This window comes from Marichromatium sp. PS1, assembly GCF_041155115.1.
GTDB classification, from domain to species: Bacteria; Pseudomonadota; Gammaproteobacteria; order Chromatiales; family Chromatiaceae; genus Marichromatium; species Marichromatium gracile.
The window spans coordinates 107,600-125,595 of record NZ_BAAFHB010000004.1 but is presented as its reverse complement, the minus strand read 5'-3'; the positions used below and the strand labels follow the sequence as shown (position 1 = coordinate 125,595).

Genomic DNA, 17,996 nt, shown 5'->3' with positions numbered 1-17,996 from the left:
TGCGAAGATCGGCGACAACCTTTTTGACCAACCATTCAAGCAATCCATGTCTTCGACTCTCGAATCCAGCCAACCCACCCCCACCTCTTCCGACGCCTGCGTGGTGCCGAGCGATCCGACCGCGGCGCCGGTGAGCGACCCGCGTCTCTGGCACCTCGGCACCCGCGTGGTGGCGATGCCGAGCGACACCAACGCCTATGGCGACATCTTCGGCGGCTGGCTGATGGCGCAGGCGGATCTGGCCGGGAGCACGGTGGCGATCCAGGTGGCGCAGGGTCGGGTGGCGACGGTGGCGGTCAAGGAGTTCCGCTTCCTCGCCCCGGTGCTGGTCGGTGATCTGGTCGATCTGTTCGCGCGGATGCAGCGTCTCGGCAACAGCTCGGTGACGGTCGAGGTGCAGATCTGGGCACAGCGCGAGCCCGACCCGGCCAGTCGCCACCAGGTCGCCGCCGCGGCGATCACCTATGTCGCGGTGGACGACGATGGCCGACCGCGCCGGATCACGCCACCGCCGGCGCTGAGCGACTAGCGCCGTCCCGGGCGCACGCCCGACCACCCTGCCGCGACATCTTGTCGCCCCACCCCGCAACACGAGGATTCGCACCATGTTCGAAGCAACCAAGGTCGGCCGCTCGGTGAGCAAGCAGGACTTCAAGGAGCAGCAGACACAGCTGCGCACCGACCTGCTGGCCGCGCAGCGCGAGCTGAAGGCCGCGCAGGTGCCGGTGGTGGTGCTGATCTCGGGGATCGAGGCGGCGGGCAAGGGCGAGGTGGTCAATCGGCTCAACGAGTGGCTCGACACCCGCGGGGTGCAGACCTTCGCCTTCTGGGACGAGTCCGACGAGGAGCGCGAGCGCCCGCGCTACTGGCGGTTCTGGCGGGCGCTGCCGGGGCGCGGCGAGATGGCGATCCTGTTCGGCGGCTGGTATCAGACGCCGATCGAGCACCGCTTCCGCGATCACTGCGGTGATGCCGAGCTCGACGCCGAGCTCAACCGCATCGTCGACTTCGAGCGGATGCTGATCCAGGACGGGACGCTGATCGTCAAGTTCTGGTTCCACATGTCGGAGTCCGACCAGAAGGCGCGGCTCAAGGAACTCTCGCGCGACGACAAGAGCCGCTGGAAGATGCTCCCGGACAAGAGCAAGTTCTCCGAGCAGTACGCCGCCTTCGAGGAGGTCGCCGAGCGGGTGATCATGCACACCGATCGCGGCGTCTCGCCCTGGTATCTGATCGAGGCCGGCAACCGCCGCTATCGCGACCTCACCGTCGGCAAGACCCTGCTCCATGCGATGCGCGCGCGCCTGGCCGCCGCCGGCCCCACCGACGAGCCGGTCTCGGGCATCGGCAGCCCGGAGCTGCCGGCCGGCGAGCAGGCGCAGATCACCCTGCTCGATCAGCTCGATCTCTCGCTCGCGCTCGAGCGCGACCCCTACAAGGCCGAGCTCAAGCGGCTGCAGAACGAGATCAATGAGCTGGCCTGGCGCGCCTACACCCAGAAGCGCTCGACGGTGCTGGTGTTCGAGGGGGTGGACGCCGGCGGCAAGGGCGGCGCCATCCGTCGCATCACCAACGCCATCGACGCCCGGCTCTATCGCGCCATCCCGGTGGCGGCGCCGAGCGACGAGGAGAAGGCGCACCACTATCTGTGGCGCTTCTGGCGCCAGATCCCGCGCGCCGGCTATATCACCCTCTACGACCGCTCCTGGTACGGGCGGGTGCTGGTCGAGCGCGTCGAGGGTTTCGCCACCGACGCCGAGTGGCGCCGCGCCTACTCCGAGATCAACCGCTTCGAGGAGCAGCTGGTCGACAGCGGGGTGATCCTGCTGAAGTTCTGGCTGCACATCAGCCAGGACGAGCAGCTCAAGCGTTTCAAGGACCGCGAGAACGTGCCCTACAAGCGCTACAAGATCACCGACGAGGACTGGCGCAACCGCGAGAAGTGGCCGCAGTACAAGGAGGCGATCAACGAGATGGTGGTGCGCACCAGCACCCGCCACGCCGCCTGGACCCTGGTCGAGGGCAACGACAAGCCCTATGCGCGGATCAAGGTGCTGCGCACTATCTGCGCGGCACTGACCGAGGCGCTCGAGGGCGAGCAGCCACCGCCGGCGGGTTATCTGCCCTGCGGCGAGCGTCGCCCGCAGCCAGCCGAGACGGCGACCGCGGGCAAGAAGGACAAGTGAGGATTCAGCCGGGCAGGTCGAACAGACGCAGCGCGTTGTCGCGGGTGAGCGCGGCGATCGCCTCCGGGGTCGAGCCGCGCACCTCGGCCAGGCACTCGGCCACGTGGGCGACCCAGGCCGGCTGGTTGGACTTGCCGCGATGCGGCACCGGGGCGAGATAGGGGGCGTCGGTCTCGATCAGCAGGCGCTCGTCCGGGACCTGGCGGGCGACCTCGCGCAGCTCGGCGGCGTTCTTGAAGGTGACGATCCCGGAGAAGCCGATGTGGAAGCCGAGTTCGAGGGCACGGCGCGCCGTCTCCCAGTCCTCGGTGAAGCAGTGCACCACGCCGCCGACCTCGCCCGCGCCCGCCTCCTCCAGGATTTGCAGGGTATCGGCGCGGGCCTGACGGGTGTGGATCACCAGCGGCTTGGCGCAGGCGCGCGCGGCGGCGATATGGGTGCGGAAACGGCGCTGCTGGCGCTCGGCGTCCTCGGCGCCACGGTAGTAGTCGAGCCCGGTCTCACCGATGGCGCGCACCCGGGGATCGTCGGCGAGCGCGAGCAGGCGCGCCACGTCGGGGTCCTCGCCCTCGTTCTCGTTGGGGTGGACGCCGACCGAACAGAAGACCTCGGGATAGGGCTCGATCAGCGCGCGCATCGCCGGATAGTGCTCCAGATCGATGCCGATGCTCATCAGATGGGTGACGCCCGCGGCGCGGGTCGCCGCGATCAGCGCGGCGAAGTCGCCGCCATGGGGGGTGAGGTCCACCCGGTCGAGGTGGCAGTGTGAATCAACCAGCATCAAAAACAGCCTACATGGTGTGGGTGGGACGCTCGGAGTTGAGCATGCCCGCCAGATATTCTTCGATCTTGCGCCGCGCCGCGCCCTTGTCCTGATCGCTGAACTGCACCCCGACGCCGACCGAGCGGTTGCCCTCGGCGCCGGGCGGGGTGATCCACACCACCCGACCGGCCACCGGGATGCGGTCGGTCTCCTCCATCAGCTGCAGCAACAGAAAGATCTCGTCGTCGAGCTGATAACGCTTGGTGGTGGGGATGAACAACCCGCCGTTCTTGATGTAGGGCATGTAGGAGGCGTAGAGCGCGCTCTTGTCGCGGATGGCGAAGTTGAGGATGCGCTGCTGGCCGCCCAGCGCGCCCAGCGAGTTGGTCGGTGAACTCATCGATCGGGACCCTCGGGGTGGATGCGTGCGGACGCCACGCGAGATCACGCCGACGCGGCTCGGCCGGACACGGCCAGCTCGCGCCATTCGATGGCCAGCGACTCCAGCAACAGTTGGGCGTTGACGCTGCCCTCGCACTGGGTGCGGGCCTCGAGCACCCGCCTGAAGAAACGATGCGCGGCCACCGGATCGAGCCGTGAGGCGAGCGCGGCGAGCGCCTCGCGCTGATCGGGGTTGTCGAGCCGGGGCGGCGTCGCGCTCGCGCCCAGGCGCAGCAGGTCGCAGAGCCAGCCGGCCATCCACTCCAAGAGTAACGCGGCGCCGAGCTTGTTCCAAGCCGCCGCCTCTGCGAGCGGCGCGCGCTCCCCCCGGGCCAGCGCGATGAACCCCTGGAGCCGCTGCGCACGCGCCTCCAGGCGCTCGGGGTCGAGCCGGTCGAGCGCGGCCAGCGGCGCGCCGTGGGCCAGACGCAACGCCAGCGCGGCCTGCTCATCGGGCAGACGACCACGCAGCCAAGCGAGCGCCTCGGCCTCCGCAGGCAACGCGATACGCAGCTGCTGACAACGGCTGCGGATGGTCGCCGGCAGTCGCTCCGGGTGCTCGGCAACCAGACACAGCAGGGTGCGCCCGACCGGCTCCTCCAGGGTCTTGAGGAGCGCGTTGGCCGCCGCTGCGTTGAGATGATCGGCGGGATCGATCAGCACCACCCGCCGCGCGACCCGGCTCGGGGTCAGCGCCTCACCGGCGCAGAGGGTACGGATCGCGGCGATCGGGATGTCACCGGACTTGCTCTCGGGGTCGGGACCGACACGCACCAGGTCAGGATGATTGCCGGCGGCGAGCAGCACACACTCCGCACAGCGCCCGCAGGCCTGCCCCTCGGTGTCGGGTGCGGCGCAGAGCAGCGCACGGGCGAAGCGTTCGAGCAGAGCACGCTTGCCGACCCCGGCCGGTCCGCTCAGCAACAGCGCGTGCGGCAGCCGATCGGCGGCGCGCGCCTGTTGCAGCCGCGCCCAGGGCGCGGCGAGCCAGGACGGCAGTCGATCGCGCCCCTGGCTCATCGTCCGGCCCCGAGCGTCTCGTGCAGCTCCACGGCGAGACGCTCGATCTCGGCGCTGACCGACTCCAGCGGTGCGGCGGCATCGATCACCCGATAGCGCTCCGGCATGGTCGCCGCCCGCGTCAGATAGACCGAGCGCACGGCCTCGAAGAAACGCAGGGTCTCGCGCTCGAAGCGATCTGTCGCACCGGCACGGGCGCGGGCACGCGCCAGCCCCTGTGCCGGCGGCAGATCGAACACCAGGGTCAGATCCGGGCGCAGCGCCCCCTGCACCAGCCGCTCGAGGGTAGCGATGGGGGCGACGTCGAGCCCGCGCCCCCCACCCTGATAGGCGTAGGTGGCGTCGGTGAAGCGATCGCAGATCACCCACACGCCGGTCTCGAGCGCCGGGCGGATGGTCTTGTCGAGATGTTCGGCGCGGGCGGCGAACATCAGCAGCAGCTCGGCGGTCTCGCACATGGCGCCGTGCTCGGGATCGAGCAACAGTTCGCGGATGTGCTCGGCGATCGGCGCCCCACCCGGCTCACGGGTGGTGATGACGCGCCGCCCCTGGGCTCGCAGCGCCCCGGCGAGACGCTCGACCTGGGTACTCTTGCCCGCGCCCTCGATCCCCTCGAGGGTGATGAAACGACCAGCTTCGGTTGATGCAGACATCTATTTTCCCAGGATATAGCGACGCACCGCGCGCTTGTGCTCGGCATAGGTGGCCGAGAACTGGTGGGTGCCGTCGCCCTTGGAGACGAAGAACAGGGCGTCGCCGTCGGCCGGGTGCAACACCGCATGGATGGTGCCGCGACCGGGCAGCGAGATCGGCGTCGGCGGCAGACCGTCGATCACATAGGTGTTGTAGGCGGTCGCCTCGCGCAGGTCGGAGCGGCGGATATCGCCCTCGTAGCGCTCACCCATGCCGTAGATGACGGTCGGATCGGTCTGCAGCCGCATCCCCATGCGCAGCCGTCGCACGAAGACCCCGGCGATCTTGGCCCGCTCATGGGTCGCGGCGGTCTCCTTCTCGACGATGGAGGCGAGGATCAGCGCCTCGTAGGGGGTCTCGACGGGCAGGTCCTCGGCGCGACCGGCCCACTCCTCGGCGAGCACCAGCTTCATCCGCTGCATCGCACGACGCAAGACGTCGATCCCGCTGGTGCCGCGCGGGAAGGCATAGGTATCGGGGAAGAAGCGCCCCTCCGGGTGCTCGCCGGGATGGCCGAGCCGGGCCATCAGCTCGGCATCGCTGAGCGCGGCCAGCCCCTCGCCGCCGAAGTGCGGATGGGCGTCGATCGCCTCGACCGCGCGACGGAAGGTCCAGCCATTGACCAGGGTGATCGGATACTGCACCACCTTGCCACGCACCACGTGATCGAGCACCTCGACCGGTGTCATCGCGGCGGTGAGGGTGTACTCGCCGGCCTTGATGCGCGTCTGGTCGCCACGCCGGTAGGCCAGCGCGATGAAGTAGTAAGGATGCGGGATGATGCCGCGCTCGGTGAGCCGCTCGGCGATCTGGCCGAGCGAACTGCCGGTCGGGATGTCGAAGACGATGGATTCACGATCGAGCGCGATCGGCGTCGTCTCGAAACGCTGGTAGTCGACCCACAACCCGGCGCCGAGCACACCCAGGGCAATGAGCAGGATCAGGAGGATTCGCAGCAGGGTCATTCGGTGAGTCGTCATCCAGGCGTGTGCGAGGCGGCCCGCACCGCGTGCAAGAGGTCCCAGGGCTGATCGTCGAGGTCGAAGCGCCGCGCTTCGAGCCTGGCCACCGGCCAGACAGCGATCACCGCGTTGGTGAGAAAGAGCGCGCGGGCGCGCTCGAGGTCATCGCCGTTCAGGCGGCGCACCTCACAACCGATGCCGGCCTCGGCAGCCAGCTCTCGCACCAGTTCGCGCACCGTGCCGGTGATACCGGCCTGATCGAGCGCCGGGGTGTAGAGCCGCGCACCGTCCCACAGGAACAGGTTGCTCATGGTGCCCCCGCAGATGGCGCCATCCGGGGTCTGCATCAAGCCCTCGGCGATGGCGCCATCGTCCCACTCGCGCCGTGCCAGCACCGCATCGAGCCGGTTGAGGTGCTTGAGCCCGGCCAGCGCCGGATTCACCGAGACCGGCGTACGACAGTAGCGCACCGCCACGCCCCGTCGCCAGTCCGGCCCCGGCGGGCGTGGATAGAGCAGCAGGATCCGCCGGGGCTCGGGCCGCATCGGCGGCCGGTAGCCACGTCCACCGCTGCCGCGCGTGAGCATCAGCTTGAGCACCCCCTCCTCGACGCCATCGAGCAGCGTCGCGAGCTCGGATTCGAGCTGGGCGGCAGGCGGGAGCGGGAGCCCCAGGCGCGCGCAGCCATGCGCGAGTCGGGCGAGATGACGTGACCACTGACAGGGCCGGCCGGCACGTACCAGCAGGGTCTCGAACAGACCGTCACCATAGTGCAAGGCGCGATCGGTGATCGTCAGATCAGACAGCGGACAGCCGTTGAGCAGCACCCGCAGCGGGGCGCCCGGCGTGTCATGAGTGGGTTGTGGGGAGACGCTGGAATCGCTCAACACACGACTCCTGGAGCGGCGGGAAGCGCCCACCGGGGCACGGCGCGAGAGGCGCCGTCCCCGATGGGTACGCGGGGTCAGACCCGACGGAACACCAGGGTGCCGTTGGTACCGCCGAAACCGAAGGAGTTCGACATCACCACGTCGAGCTTCGACTCGCGTGCGGTGTTGGGCACGTAGTCGAGGTCGCACTCCGGATCCGGGGTGCTGTAGTTGATGGTCGGCGGCGCGACCTGATCGCGCAGCGCGAGCACCGAGAACACCGCCTCGGCGCCACCGGCGGCGCCCAGCATGTGACCGGTCATCGACTTGGTGGAGCTGACCATGGTCTTGTAGGCATGGTCGCCGAGCGCACGCTTGACCGCGAGGGTCTCGCCTCGGTCGCCAGCCACGGTCGAGGTGCCGTGGGCGTTGATGTAGTCGACCTGATCCGGGCTGATGCCGGCATCGTTGAGCGCCATCAGCATGCAGTCGGCCGCACCCGAGCCATCGGTCAAGGGCGCGGTCATGTGGTAGGCGTCGGAGTTCATGCCGACACCGACCAGCTCGGCATAGATGTGCGCGCCACGGGCCTTGGCGCTCTCGTACTCCTCGAGCACCACCACGCCGGCGCCGTCGCTGAGCACGAAGCCGTCGCGCTCCTTGTCGAACGGACGGCTGGCGCCGACCGGATCGTCGTTGCGGGTGGAGAGTGCGCGCGCCGCGGCGAAGCCGCCGAGGCCGACCGGCGAGGTCGCCATCTCGGCGCCGCCGGCGAGCATCACGTCGACATAGCCGTGACGGATCATCAGCGCGGCCTCACCGATGTTGTGGGTGCCGGTCGCACAGGCCGAGACGATCGAGTAGTTCGGCCCCCTGAGGCCGAATTTGATCGAGAGATTGCCCGCCACCATGTTGACGATGTTGGCGGGAACGAAGAAGGGAGAAATCCGACGCGGCCCCTTGGAGCGATAGGCCTCGTAGTTGTTCTCGATACCGGTGATGCCACCGATGCCGGAGCCGACGGCGACGCCGATGCGGCGGCAGTTCGACTCATCGATCTCCAGTCCGGAGTCGGCAATGGCCTGAGAGCCCGCGGCGACACCGTAGTGGATGAACTTGTCCATCTTCTTGGCGTCTTTCTCGGCGATGTACTCGCTGGGATCGAAGCCATAGATCGGCCCACCGAAGCGGGTGCTGAACGGTTCGATGTCGAAGTGCGTGATCGGCTGGATCCCACTCCTGCCGGCAAGGATGCTGTCCCAAGCGGACTTGACGTTCAGACCAACTGGCGCCACCAGACCCAACCCAGTGACAACTACCCTTCTGCCTGCCATTGCTTACCCCTTCTCGTTCAGTACACCACGATTTGGCGGGTCGAGCCGCGTGCGGCGTCCGTCTCCGACGGACGACTGCGCGCGGACAGCAACCCTGCCTCAGGCCTGGTGCTCGTTGATGTAGTTGATGGCCTGCTGGACCGTGGTGATCTTCTCAGCGTCTTCGTCAGGAATCTCGGTCTCGAACTCCTCCTCGAGGGCCATGACCAGTTCCACGGTGTCGAGGGAGTCCGCGCCCAGATCGTCGACGAAGGACGCCTCGGCGGTCACTTCTTCCTCTTTGACACCCAGTTGCTCGACGACGATTTTGCGAACTCGATCTTCAACGCTGCTCATAATGAAAGATTCCTCCGGAATGAATAAAGTGGCCCTCGCTGAGCCAGCCCGTATTCTAGTGACAAACGAGGGTCGATGAAAGCCAATAAATAGCCTTAGGTGAAAACCCTAACCGATTGATATAAGTCATTTATATCAATCAAGGAAAAGATTTTCACGCCATGTGCATGCCACCGTTGACATGCAGCGTCTCGCCAGTGACATAGGCCCCGCCGGGAGAGGCGAGGAAGGTCACGGCCGCGGCGATCTCCTCAGGGGCACCGAGTCGACCGAGCGGGATGGAGCCGAGCAGCGCATCGCGCTGGGCATCGGGCAGCACCCGGGTCATGTCGGTGTCGATGAAGCCTGGGGCGACGCAGTTGACAGTGATGCCACGGGCGCCGACCTCGCGGGCGAGCGATTTGGTGAAGCCCATCATCCCGGCCTTGGCCGCCGCATAGTTGGTCTGACCGGCGTTGCCGCTGGCCCCCACCACCGAAGCGATGTTGATGATGCGCCCCTTGCGCGCCTTGGTCATCGGACGCAGGCAGGCCTTGACCAGACGATAGATCGAGGTGAGGTTGGTCTCGATGACCGAATCCCACTCCTCGTCCTTCATCCGCATCAGCAGGTTGTCGCGAGTGATCCCGGCATTGTTGACCAGGATGCTGGGCGCACCGAGACGCTCGTTGAGCGTCGCCAGGGCGCTGCTGATCGACTCCGCATCGGAGACGTTGAGCACCAGACCGATACCCTGATGGCCGGCGTCCTTGAACGCCTGCTCGATCGCCGCGGCGCCGGCTTCGCTGGTCGCGGTGCCGGCCACTGCCGCACCCTGCTCGGCCAGCGCCATGGCGATGGCACGACCGATTCCACGCGAGGCGCCCGTAACGAGCGCGATTTCACCCTTAAGCATTGGCAGTCGCCTCCAGTGCCGCATCGAGGGTCTTCGGGTCGAAGACCGGCAGCGTCGTCATGTTCCTGTCGATACGCTTGCAGAGTCCGGCCAGCACCTTGCCCGGGCCCGACTCGATGGCGGCCGGCACCCCGTCGCCGGCGACCTTGCGTACCGTCTCGACCCAGCGTACCGGGCGATAGAGCTGCTGCACCAGGAGATCGCGCAACTCGGCGACATCCGCGGCCGGGGCAACGTTGACGTTGTGCAGCACCGGCACCTGGGGCAGCGAGAGATCGAGTTCGGCGAGACGCTCGGCGAGCTGCTCGGCGGCCGGACGCATCAGCGCACAGTGCGAGGGCACGCTCACCGGCAGCTGTACCGCGCGCTTGGCGCCGGCGGCCTTGGCCGCCTCCACCGCGCGCGCAACCGCGGCGCTGGCGCCGGCGATGACCACCTGTCCGGGGGAGTTGAAGTTGACCGCCTCGAGCACCTCGCCGCCGGCCTGCTCGGCGCAGAGTGCGATCACGGTGTCGTCGTCGAGTCCGAGCAGCGCGGCCATCGAGCCTTCGCCCGGCGGCACCGCCGCCTGCATCAGCCGGCCACGCTCGGCGGCCAGACGGACGCCATCGGCGAAGCCCAGGGCCTCGGCGGCGACCAGGGCGCTGTATTCGCCCAGCGAGTGCCCGGCCATGACCGTGGCGGGAGCACCACCGGCCTGACGCCACACCCGCCACACGGCGATGCCGGCGGCGAGCATGGCGGGCTGGGTGTTCTCGGTGCGGTTGAGCGCGTCCTCTGGACCGCTGCTCACCAGTTGCCAGAGATCCTGACCGAGGGCGTCAGAGGCCTCCTCGAAGGTCTGGCGAACGCTGGGATAGGTCGCGGCGAGGGCATCGAGCATGCCGAGCGCCTGCGACCCCTGACCGGGAAAGAAAACGGCGAGTTGTTGTGGCATCGCAATACAGGAAGATCAAGAGGGAAATCAGTAACGGACCAGGACCGAGCCCCAGGTGAAACCGCCTCCGAAGGCCTCCATCAACAGCGTCTCGCCACGACGGATACGCCCGTCGCGTACCGCCTGATCGAGCGCCAGCGGGATGGAGGCCGAGGAGGTGTTGCCGTGCTCGGCAACGGTCACCACCACCCGTTCCATCGGCAGATCGAGCTTGCGCGCGGTCGCCTGGATGATACGGATATTGGCCTGATGGGGGATCAGCCAGTCGATGTCCGACTTGGTGAGGCCTGCGGCCTCGAGGGTCTCCTCGACGATGCGCCCGAGGGTGGTGACGGCGATGCGGAACACCTCGTTGCCCTTCATCTGAACGAAGCGGGCGTCGGGGTGACCGTTGCCGAGCCCACCGGGGACCTGCAACAGGTCCTTGTAGGCGCCATCGGCGTGAAGATGGGTGGAGAGGATGCCAGGCTCGTCGGCGGCCTCGAGCACCACCGCACCCGCGCCGTCGCCGAACAGCACGCAGGTGGTGCGGTCGTTCCAGTCGAGGATGCGCGAGAAGGTCTCGGCGCCGACCACCAGCGCGCGCTTGGCCGCGCCGGTGCGGATGAACTTGTCGGCCACGTCCATTGCATAGACGAAGCCGGCGCACACGGCCTGCAGGTCGAAGGCCGGGCAGCCGTGCACATCGAGACGCTGCTGCAGCAGGGTCGCGGTGCTCGGGAAGAACTGGTCGGGCGTGGTCGTCGCCACCAGGATCAGGTCGAGGTCGGAGGCGGTGATGCCCGCCGCCTCCAGCGCCCTGCGCGCGGCCTGCTCGGCCAGATCGCAGCAGCTCTCCCCGTCGCTGACCAGGTGACGTTTCTCGATTCCCGTGCGTTCCCGGATCCAGGAGTCTGAGGTATCGACGACAGCCTCGAGATCTGCGTTGGTCATGACGCGGGCCGGCAGATAGCTCCCGGTCCCGAGAATGCGGGAATACTTCATCAGGCGGTTTCCCTGTACTGTCCGCTGCCCTCGAGCTGACGCCCGACCTGTTCACCGATCCGCTTGGGGATGTCCTCGCGGATCTCCTTCTCGGCGATATAGATTGCGTTTTCGAACGCGATCTCATCGGCGCCGCCGTGACTCTTGATTACGATACCGCGCAGTCCGAGCAGGCTGGCACCATTGTAGCGACGCGGATCGATGTCGCGGCTGAAACGCTTGAGGATGGGCATCGCGGCCAGTCCGGCAAGCTGGCTGAACCAGTTGCGCTTGAACTGCTTACGCAGCGAATGACGCACGAACTTGGCCACGCCTTCGCTCGACTTGAGCGCGACGTTGCCGATGAAGCCATCGCAGACGACCACGTCGACGTCATCGAGGTAGATGCCATCACCCTCGACATAGCCGACATAGTTGAGGCTGCTGTTGAGCAGCAACTCGTGGGCCTGCTTGACCTGCTCGTTGCCCTTGATCTCTTCCTGGCCGATGTTGAGCAGCGCGACCTTGGGCTGCTCGATGCCATCGACGACGGCGGCCAGCTCGCTGCCCATGACGGCGAACTGGAACAGATGGGCCCCGGAGCAATCGACGTTGGCGCCGAGATCGAGCATATGCGTATGACCGTGCAGCGAGGGCACCGTGGTGCTGATCGCCGGTCGATCGATGCTCGGCAGGGTCTTGAGGACGAACCGCGCGGTCGCCATCAGCGCCCCGGTATTACCGGCGCTGACACAGGCACCGGCCTCGCCGGCACGCACCAGGTCGATGGCCACGCGCATCGACGAGTCTTTCTTGCTGCGCAGCGCCCGCGATGGCAGTTCATCCATCGCCACCTCCTGGGAGGCGTGATGGATCCGCAGGCGCTCGCGACTCACCCCGCCGACATAGCCCTCAAGACGCTGCTCGTCGCCGACCAGGATCAGATTGGCGTGCGGGTTGTCCGCGAGATACTTGAGCGCTGCCGGGACCACGACACTCGGGCCGTGATCGCCGCCCATGGCGTCCAGTGCAATGGTGCAGGGTTGTGCCATCGATGCTCGACTCGCGTGTCGCGACCGTGACCCGAAACGGACCGACCGGATCACTCAGACTTGTCCACAACCTTGCGGCCGCGATAGAAACCGTCGGCCGAGACGTGATGACGACGGTGGGTCTCGCCGCTCGAGGGCTCGACCGAGAGCGTCGGCTTGCTCAGGGCGTCGTGGGAGCGACGCATGCCGCGCTTGGAAGGGGTCTTGCGATTCTGCTGAACTGCCATTGTTATCTCCAGGTACGGATCTGACGCCTCGTTGGCACGAGACGTCGCGTTGATCGAAATTGCGAAACCATCAGCCCTCGTCGTCGCGCCCGCGCGACTTCAGACTCGCCAGAATCGCGAACGGGTTGTCTCGCTCCGGCGTCGTCTCCAACAACGGCTCGGAATCGGGCGGCGAGGCATCGGTAGAAACCGGCGCCTCACACTCACCGGGCGCATGACGCGGCACCGCCGGGATCGCGAGCAGCAGCTCGTCCTCGATCCAGTCAAGCGGCTGCACCGGCTCGTCGTCTTCGACCAGCACCGGGTCGAGCGTCTCGTCGAGCTGCTCGGCCTGCTGCTCGCTGCGCACCAGCGCCAGCCTCAAGGGCGCGCTCACCGCAACGGCGACCTCGCCGAGACAGCGCTGACAGGGCAGCCGCAACACCGCATCGACGTCCCCGAAGACACGCACGCGCCCCCGGGGATCACGCTCGAAGGCGAGACGGTAACAGACCTCGGCCTTGCCCTGCGCAAGCGGGGCGAGACCGAGGACGGCCTCGGCAAGCCTCGGCAGCCGCGCAAGCTCGATCGTGCCGGTGAAGACACGCGCGGCCTGCGCGGCACGCCATGGGTCCAGTCGCTCAGGTAACGACGCTGACATAAGCTAATCAAATTAACCCAGTTTTGGCGATTTCGTCAACTTCCACGAATCAACCACCGCCCACCAGCGCGAGCAGGATACCGGCGGCCACTGCCGAACCGATGACACCGGCCACGTTCGGCCCCATCGCATGCATCAACAGGAAGTTGTGATGATCCGACTCGAGACCGACCTTGTTGACCACGCGCGCGGCCATCGGCACCGCCGAGACGCCGGCGGCGCCGATCAGCGGATTGACCTTGCCACCGGTGACCTTGCACATGATCTTGCCCATGATCACACCGGTGGCGGTACCGATGCAGAAGGCCAGCGCGCCGAGCAACAGGATGCCGAGCGTCTGCACGTTGAGGAACATCTCGGCCGAGAGCTTGGAGCCGACGGCCAGACCCAACATGATGGTGACCACATTGATGATCTCGTTCTGCGCGGCGCGGCTGAGGCGATCGACCACACCCGATTCACGCAGCAGGTTACCGAACATCAGCATGCCCATCAGCGGTGCGGCCGAGGGCAGCAGGGTCACGCACAGCACCAGCACCGCGAACGGGAAGAGGATGCGCTCGAGCTTGGAGACGTGGCGCAGCTGCTCCATCTTGACCTGACGCTCGGACTCGCTGGTCAGCGCGCGCATGATCGGCGGCTGGATCAGCGGCACCAGGGCCATGTAGGAGTAAGCGGCCACGGCAATGGCGCCGAGCAGATCGGGCGAGAGGCGCGAGGCGAGGAAGATCGCCGTCGGGCCGTCGGCGCCACCGATGATCGCGATCGAGGCAGCATCGGCCATGCTGAAGTCGAACCCGGGGATCAGGTTCAGCGCCAGCGCCCCGAGCAGGGTGGCGAAGATGCCGAACTGCGCCGCGGCACCCAACAACAGGGTCGAGGGGCGCGCGATCAGGGCGCCGAAATCGGTCAGCGCGCCGACCCCCATGAAGATCAGCAGCGGGAAGATCCCGGTCTCGATGCCGACATGGTAGATCATGCCCACCATGCCGTCGGGACCACCGATCCCGGCCACCGGCGTGTTACAGAGGATGGCGCCGAAGCCGATCGGCAGCAGCAGCAGCGGCTCGAACTTCTTGGCGATCGCCAGATAGATCAGCAGACCGCCGACGCCGATCATCAGCGCCTGACCCCAGGTGAAATTGGCCAGTCCGGTGGACTGCCACAGTAGCAACAACTTTTCCATGGGTCCGCGCTCAGCTCAGGGTCAGCAGGGCCTGACCGACCTGCACCGCGTCCCCCTCGGAGGCGCAGACCGCAGCTACGGTTCCACCCTCGGGCGAGCGCACCTCGGTCTCCATCTTCATCGCCTCGAGGATCATCACCACGTCGCCGGAGGCGACCTGATCACCGGGCTTGACCAGCACCTTGAACACGGTACCGGCCAGCGGCGCGGGCACCTCGCTCGCAGCACCCGCAGCAGGCGCCGGGGCGGCGGCCGGGGCGGCACCCGCAGCCGGGGCGATCATCTCGACCGCACCCTCGGGCGAGACACGGACGTTGTAGGCGTGACCGTCGACCTCGACACGATAGGCCTCGGCCATCGCCGCGCCGCTCGCGGCAGCGGCAGGTGCGGCCTTGTCGGCAGCGGCGACCGGTGCCTCGGTCCAGGGCGCCGGCTCGAAGGCCGAGGGGTTGTCGCGGTTCTCGATGAACTTCAGCCCGACCTGGGGGAAGAGCGCGTAGGTGAGCACATCGTCGACCACCTCGTCGGCCAGGCTCAGCGAACGCTCCTCGGCGATCTCCTGGAGCTGCGCGGTCAGCGACTCCATCTCCGGGGAGAGGTTGTCGGCCGGGCGACAGGTGATCGGGGTCTGACCCTCTTCGAGCACGCGCTGCTGCAGCGCGGCGTCGACCGGCGCGGGGGTGGCACCGTACTCACCGCGCAACACGCCGGCGGTCTCGGCGGTGATGCTCTTGTAGCGCTCACCCATGAGCACGTTGAGCACCGCCTGGCTGCCGACGATCTGCGAGGTCGGGGTGACCAGCGGGATGAAACCGAGGTCCTCGCGCACCTTGGGGATCTCGACCAGCACCTCGTCGAGACGATCGCTCGCACCCTGCTCGCGCAGCTGGTTCTCCATGTTGGTGAGCATGCCGCCCGGCACCTGGGCGACCAGGATGCGCGAGTCGACACCCTTGAGCGCACCCTCGAACTTGGAGTACTTCTTGCGAACGTCACGGAAGTAGGCGGCGATCTCCTCGAGCAGGTTGAGATCCAGCCCGGTGGCGCGATCGGTGTCCTCGAAGATGGCGACCACGGACTCGGTCGGCGAGTGCCCGTAGGTCATGCTCATCGAGGAGACGGCCGAGTCGACCATGTCGATACCGGCCTCGACCGCCTTGACGATGGTGCTGGTGCTCATGCCGGTCGTGGCATGGCTCTGCATCGCGATCGGGATCGAACAGCTTTCCTTGAGGCGAGTGACCAGCTGCTCGGCGACATAGGGCTTGAGCAGGCCGGCCATGTCCTTGATGCAGATCGAGTGACACCCCATGTCCTCGAGACGACGACCCATGTCGACCCAGTAGTCGAGGTCGTGCACCGGGCTCACGGTATAGGACATGGTGCCCTGAGCGTGCTTGTCGGTGGCGAGGACGGCCTTGATCGCAGCCTCGAGGTTGCGCAGGTCGTTCATCGCGTCGAACACGCGGAAGACATCGATACCGTTGGTCGCGGCACGCTCGACGAAGGACTCGACCACATCGTCGGCATAGTGCCGATAACCCAGCAGGTTCTGGCCGCGCAGCAGCATCTGCTGCGGGGTGTTCGGCATCGCCGCCTTGAGCTGGCGCAGACGGTCCCACGGATCCTCGCCCAGATAACGGATGCAGGCGTCGAAGGTCGCCCCGCCCCAGCTTTCCATGGACCAGTAGCCCACCTGATCGAGCTTGGGCGCGATCGGCAGCATGTCTTCAAGACGCAGCCGAGTAGCGAGCAGGGACTGATGGGCGTCGCGCAGGACGACCTCGGTGATACCGAGCGGCTTGGGATCGTTCATGGTGAAGGTTCGATTTCGAAGTTCGCGATCAGGGGCGCCGCCGGTCAGGCGGGTACACCCCCCGACGACGCCCCGGTTACAGACGGACCCCTGGGTGTCAGGTCCGGCGTCGCTTCCGGTATTGGACGACGGCGGCCGTGATCGCCGCGGTCAGGCGACGATCGGTGACGGCCCCGGCACCTTGCGGGAAGGCGGGCCGCGCCTCGGGCGCGGTCTCCTCTGGGGCCCAGCGGCGCACGGCGGCGGCCACCAGGTGAAGCACGCCGATGAGCAGGATCAGGAAGGCGACCACGATGGTCATCCCGACCCCCATCAGCTGCAAGCCTTCGAGGAAGAGTTTTGAAAAGGAGATTTCGGTCATGACGATAGCCCTCAGACGTCGAACGGATGACGTCGGATCAGGGTCTGCACACGATCGGGACCCGTCGAGACCAGATCGACCGGCAGTCCGCTGAGCTGTTCAATGGTTTCGATATAGCGTCGCGCATTCTCGGGCAGCGCCTCGTAGCTCTCGGCGCCCACGCTCGACTCGCTCCAGCCGGGCAGATCAAGATAGCGCGGGGTGCAGCGGGCCATCGCCTCGCTGCCTACCGGCGGCGTCTCGAGCAGCTCGCCGTCGAGCTCGTAGCCGGTGCAGATCCGCACCCGCTCCATGCCGTCGAGCACATCGAGCTTGGTGATGCAGATGCCGGTGACGCTGTTGATGGCGAAGGAGCGCTTGAGCGCGACCATGTCGAGCCAGCCGCAGCGACGCTTGCGCCCGGTGGTGGCGCCGAACTCCGCCCCCTTCACCCCGAGATGATTGCCTTCGTCGTCGAACAGCTCCGAGGGGAAGGGGCCGGCCCCGACACGGGTGGTGTAGGCCTTGACGATCCCCAGCACATAGTCGAGGTCGCGCGGCCCTACCCCACTGCCGCTGGCGGCACCGCCGGCGGTGGTGGTCGAGGAGGTGACGAAGGGATAGGTGCCGTGATCGATGTCGAGCAGCGCGCCCTGCGCGCCCTCGAAGAGCACGTCCTCGCCACGCGCGCGCATCTGGTGCAGCAGGCCGGGGACGTCGACGATCAGCGGACGCAGCTCCTCGGCATGGGCCAGGGCCTCGTCACGGATCGGCGCGAGCTCGAGCGGCGCGAGCTTGTAGTAGTGCTCGAGGACGAAGTTGTGATAGTCGAGGACCTCGCCGAGACGCGCCTCGAAATGGGTCGCATCGAGCAGCTCGCCGAGACGGATGCCGCGCCGCGCGGTCTTGTCCTCGTAGGCCGGACCGATGCCGCGCCCGGTGGTGCCGATGGCGTTGCTGCCGCGGGCACGCTCGCGCGCCTGATCGAGCGCGACGTGATAGGGCAGGATCAGCGGACAGGCGGCACTGATGCCGAGACGCTCGCGCACCGGCACGCCGGCCTGCTCGAGCATCGCCATCTCGTCGAGCAGCGCCTGCGGCGAGAGCACCACGCCGTTGCCGATCAGGCAGCGCACGCCTTCGCGCAACACGCCCGAGGGGATCAGGTGCAGGACGGTCTTGGCCCCGTCGATCACCAGCGTGTGACCGGCGTTGTGTCCACCCTGGAAACGCACCACGGCGCCAGCGCGATCGGTCAGCAGGTCGACGACCTTGCCCTTGCCCTCATCGCCCCACTGGGTGCCTATTACAACGACGTTGTTGCCCATCTAGACTC

The 17,996-nt window shown here is 67.3% G+C and carries 20 protein-coding genes; 2 read left to right on the top strand and 18 right to left on the bottom strand.

All coding sequences use genetic code 11. The features are described 5' to 3' along the window. Positions 1–46: 46 nt before the first annotated feature. Positions 47–529, top strand: coding sequence for an acyl-CoA thioesterase (locus tag ACAM26_RS09770; RefSeq protein ID WP_005223702.1), 483 nt, complete (start codon positions 47–49; stop codon positions 527–529). 76 nt (positions 530–605) lie between these two features. Further along, entirely contained in the window at positions 606–2,186 is a 1,581-nt protein-coding gene (pap, locus tag ACAM26_RS09765) for a polyphosphate:AMP phosphotransferase (protein WP_123140747.1), read from the top strand. 4 nt (positions 2,187–2,190) lie between these two features. Here pap and ACAM26_RS09760 read toward each other — a convergent pair whose 3' ends face one another. The 18 genes from ACAM26_RS09760 to ACAM26_RS09675 all read right to left on the bottom strand — a co-directional run bounded on the left by ACAM26_RS09760 (position 2,191) and on the right by ACAM26_RS09675 (position 17,988). Then, positions 2,191–2,967 carry a TatD family hydrolase gene (locus ACAM26_RS09760; protein WP_062274392.1) on the bottom strand — a complete coding sequence of 259 codons (777 nt, stop codon included), beginning with the start codon at positions 2,965–2,967 and terminating at the stop codon, positions 2,191–2,193. Positions 2,968–2,977: 10 nt separating this feature from the next. Continuing rightward, entirely contained in the window at positions 2,978–3,349 is a 372-nt protein-coding gene (locus tag ACAM26_RS09755) for a PilZ domain-containing protein (RefSeq protein WP_082806048.1), read from the bottom strand. 44 nt (positions 3,350–3,393) lie between these two features. Then, complete coding sequence (gene holB / locus ACAM26_RS09750) at positions 3,394–4,410, bottom strand: DNA polymerase III subunit delta' (protein WP_234524527.1); 1,017 nt, start codon at positions 4,408–4,410, stop codon at positions 3,394–3,396. Beyond that, positions 4,407–5,063, bottom strand: coding sequence for a dTMP kinase (tmk, locus tag ACAM26_RS09745; RefSeq protein ID WP_132229519.1), 657 nt, complete (start codon positions 5,061–5,063; stop codon positions 4,407–4,409). Before tmk ends, holB begins: the two co-directional genes overlap by 4 nt. Next, a complete protein-coding gene (gene mltG / locus ACAM26_RS09740) occupies positions 5,064–6,068 on the bottom strand; it encodes an endolytic transglycosylase MltG (RefSeq protein ID WP_223805972.1) in 1,005 nt (334 codons plus the stop codon). A gap of 11 nt (positions 6,069–6,079) precedes the next feature. Further along, on the bottom strand, positions 6,080–6,952 hold the full coding sequence (pabC, locus tag ACAM26_RS09735) for an aminodeoxychorismate lyase (protein WP_123141859.1): 873 nt from the start codon (positions 6,950–6,952) through the stop codon (positions 6,080–6,082). A 77-nt stretch (positions 6,953–7,029) separates the two neighbouring features. Continuing rightward, positions 7,030–8,268 (bottom strand): beta-ketoacyl-ACP synthase II, encoded by a 1,239-nt coding sequence (fabF, locus tag ACAM26_RS09730; RefSeq protein WP_123140752.1) that lies wholly within the window; start codon positions 8,266–8,268, stop codon positions 7,030–7,032. Between the two features lie 99 nt (positions 8,269–8,367). Beyond that, positions 8,368–8,604 (bottom strand): acyl carrier protein, encoded by a 237-nt coding sequence (gene acpP, locus ACAM26_RS09725; protein ID WP_005223711.1) that lies wholly within the window; start codon positions 8,602–8,604, stop codon positions 8,368–8,370. 154 nt (positions 8,605–8,758) lie between these two features. Continuing rightward, entirely contained in the window at positions 8,759–9,499 is a 741-nt protein-coding gene (gene fabG / locus ACAM26_RS09720; RefSeq protein ID WP_123140753.1) for a 3-oxoacyl-ACP reductase FabG, read from the bottom strand. Then, positions 9,492–10,436 (bottom strand): ACP S-malonyltransferase, encoded by a 945-nt coding sequence (fabD, locus tag ACAM26_RS09715; protein WP_123140754.1) that lies wholly within the window; start codon positions 10,434–10,436, stop codon positions 9,492–9,494. The genes fabG and fabD overlap by 8 nt, the downstream gene beginning before the upstream one ends. Positions 10,437–10,463: 27 nt before the next feature. Further along, positions 10,464–11,420: a beta-ketoacyl-ACP synthase III gene (locus ACAM26_RS09710; RefSeq protein ID WP_123140755.1), complete on the bottom strand. Its 957-nt coding sequence runs from the start codon at positions 11,418–11,420 to the stop codon at positions 10,464–10,466. Further along, positions 11,420–12,451: a phosphate acyltransferase PlsX gene (plsX, locus tag ACAM26_RS09705; RefSeq protein WP_123140756.1), complete on the bottom strand. Its 1,032-nt coding sequence runs from the start codon at positions 12,449–12,451 to the stop codon at positions 11,420–11,422. Before plsX ends, ACAM26_RS09710 begins: the two co-directional genes overlap by 1 nt. 50 nt (positions 12,452–12,501) lie before the next feature. Beyond that, a complete protein-coding gene (gene rpmF, locus ACAM26_RS09700; protein ID WP_005223716.1) occupies positions 12,502–12,678 on the bottom strand; it encodes a 50S ribosomal protein L32 in 177 nt (58 codons plus the stop codon). A gap of 70 nt (positions 12,679–12,748) precedes the next feature. Then, complete coding sequence (locus tag ACAM26_RS09695) at positions 12,749–13,318, bottom strand: YceD family protein (RefSeq protein WP_369613517.1); 570 nt, start codon at positions 13,316–13,318, stop codon at positions 12,749–12,751. 49 nt (positions 13,319–13,367) lie between these two features. Beyond that, a complete protein-coding gene (locus ACAM26_RS09690) occupies positions 13,368–14,504 on the bottom strand; it encodes a sodium ion-translocating decarboxylase subunit beta (protein ID WP_062274423.1) in 1,137 nt (378 codons plus the stop codon). A gap of 10 nt (positions 14,505–14,514) precedes the next feature. Further along, entirely contained in the window at positions 14,515–16,320 is a 1,806-nt protein-coding gene (gene oadA / locus ACAM26_RS09685) for a sodium-extruding oxaloacetate decarboxylase subunit alpha (protein ID WP_123140758.1), read from the bottom strand. 97 nt (positions 16,321–16,417) lie between these two features. Beyond that, positions 16,418–16,681 carry an OadG family protein gene (locus ACAM26_RS09680; RefSeq protein ID WP_207301260.1) on the bottom strand — a complete coding sequence of 88 codons (264 nt, stop codon included), beginning with the start codon at positions 16,679–16,681 and terminating at the stop codon, positions 16,418–16,420. Between the two features lie 11 nt (positions 16,682–16,692). Continuing rightward, complete coding sequence (locus ACAM26_RS09675; RefSeq protein ID WP_123140759.1) at positions 16,693–17,988, bottom strand: adenylosuccinate synthase; 1,296 nt, start codon at positions 17,986–17,988, stop codon at positions 16,693–16,695. Positions 17,989–17,996: the final 8 nt, after the last annotated feature.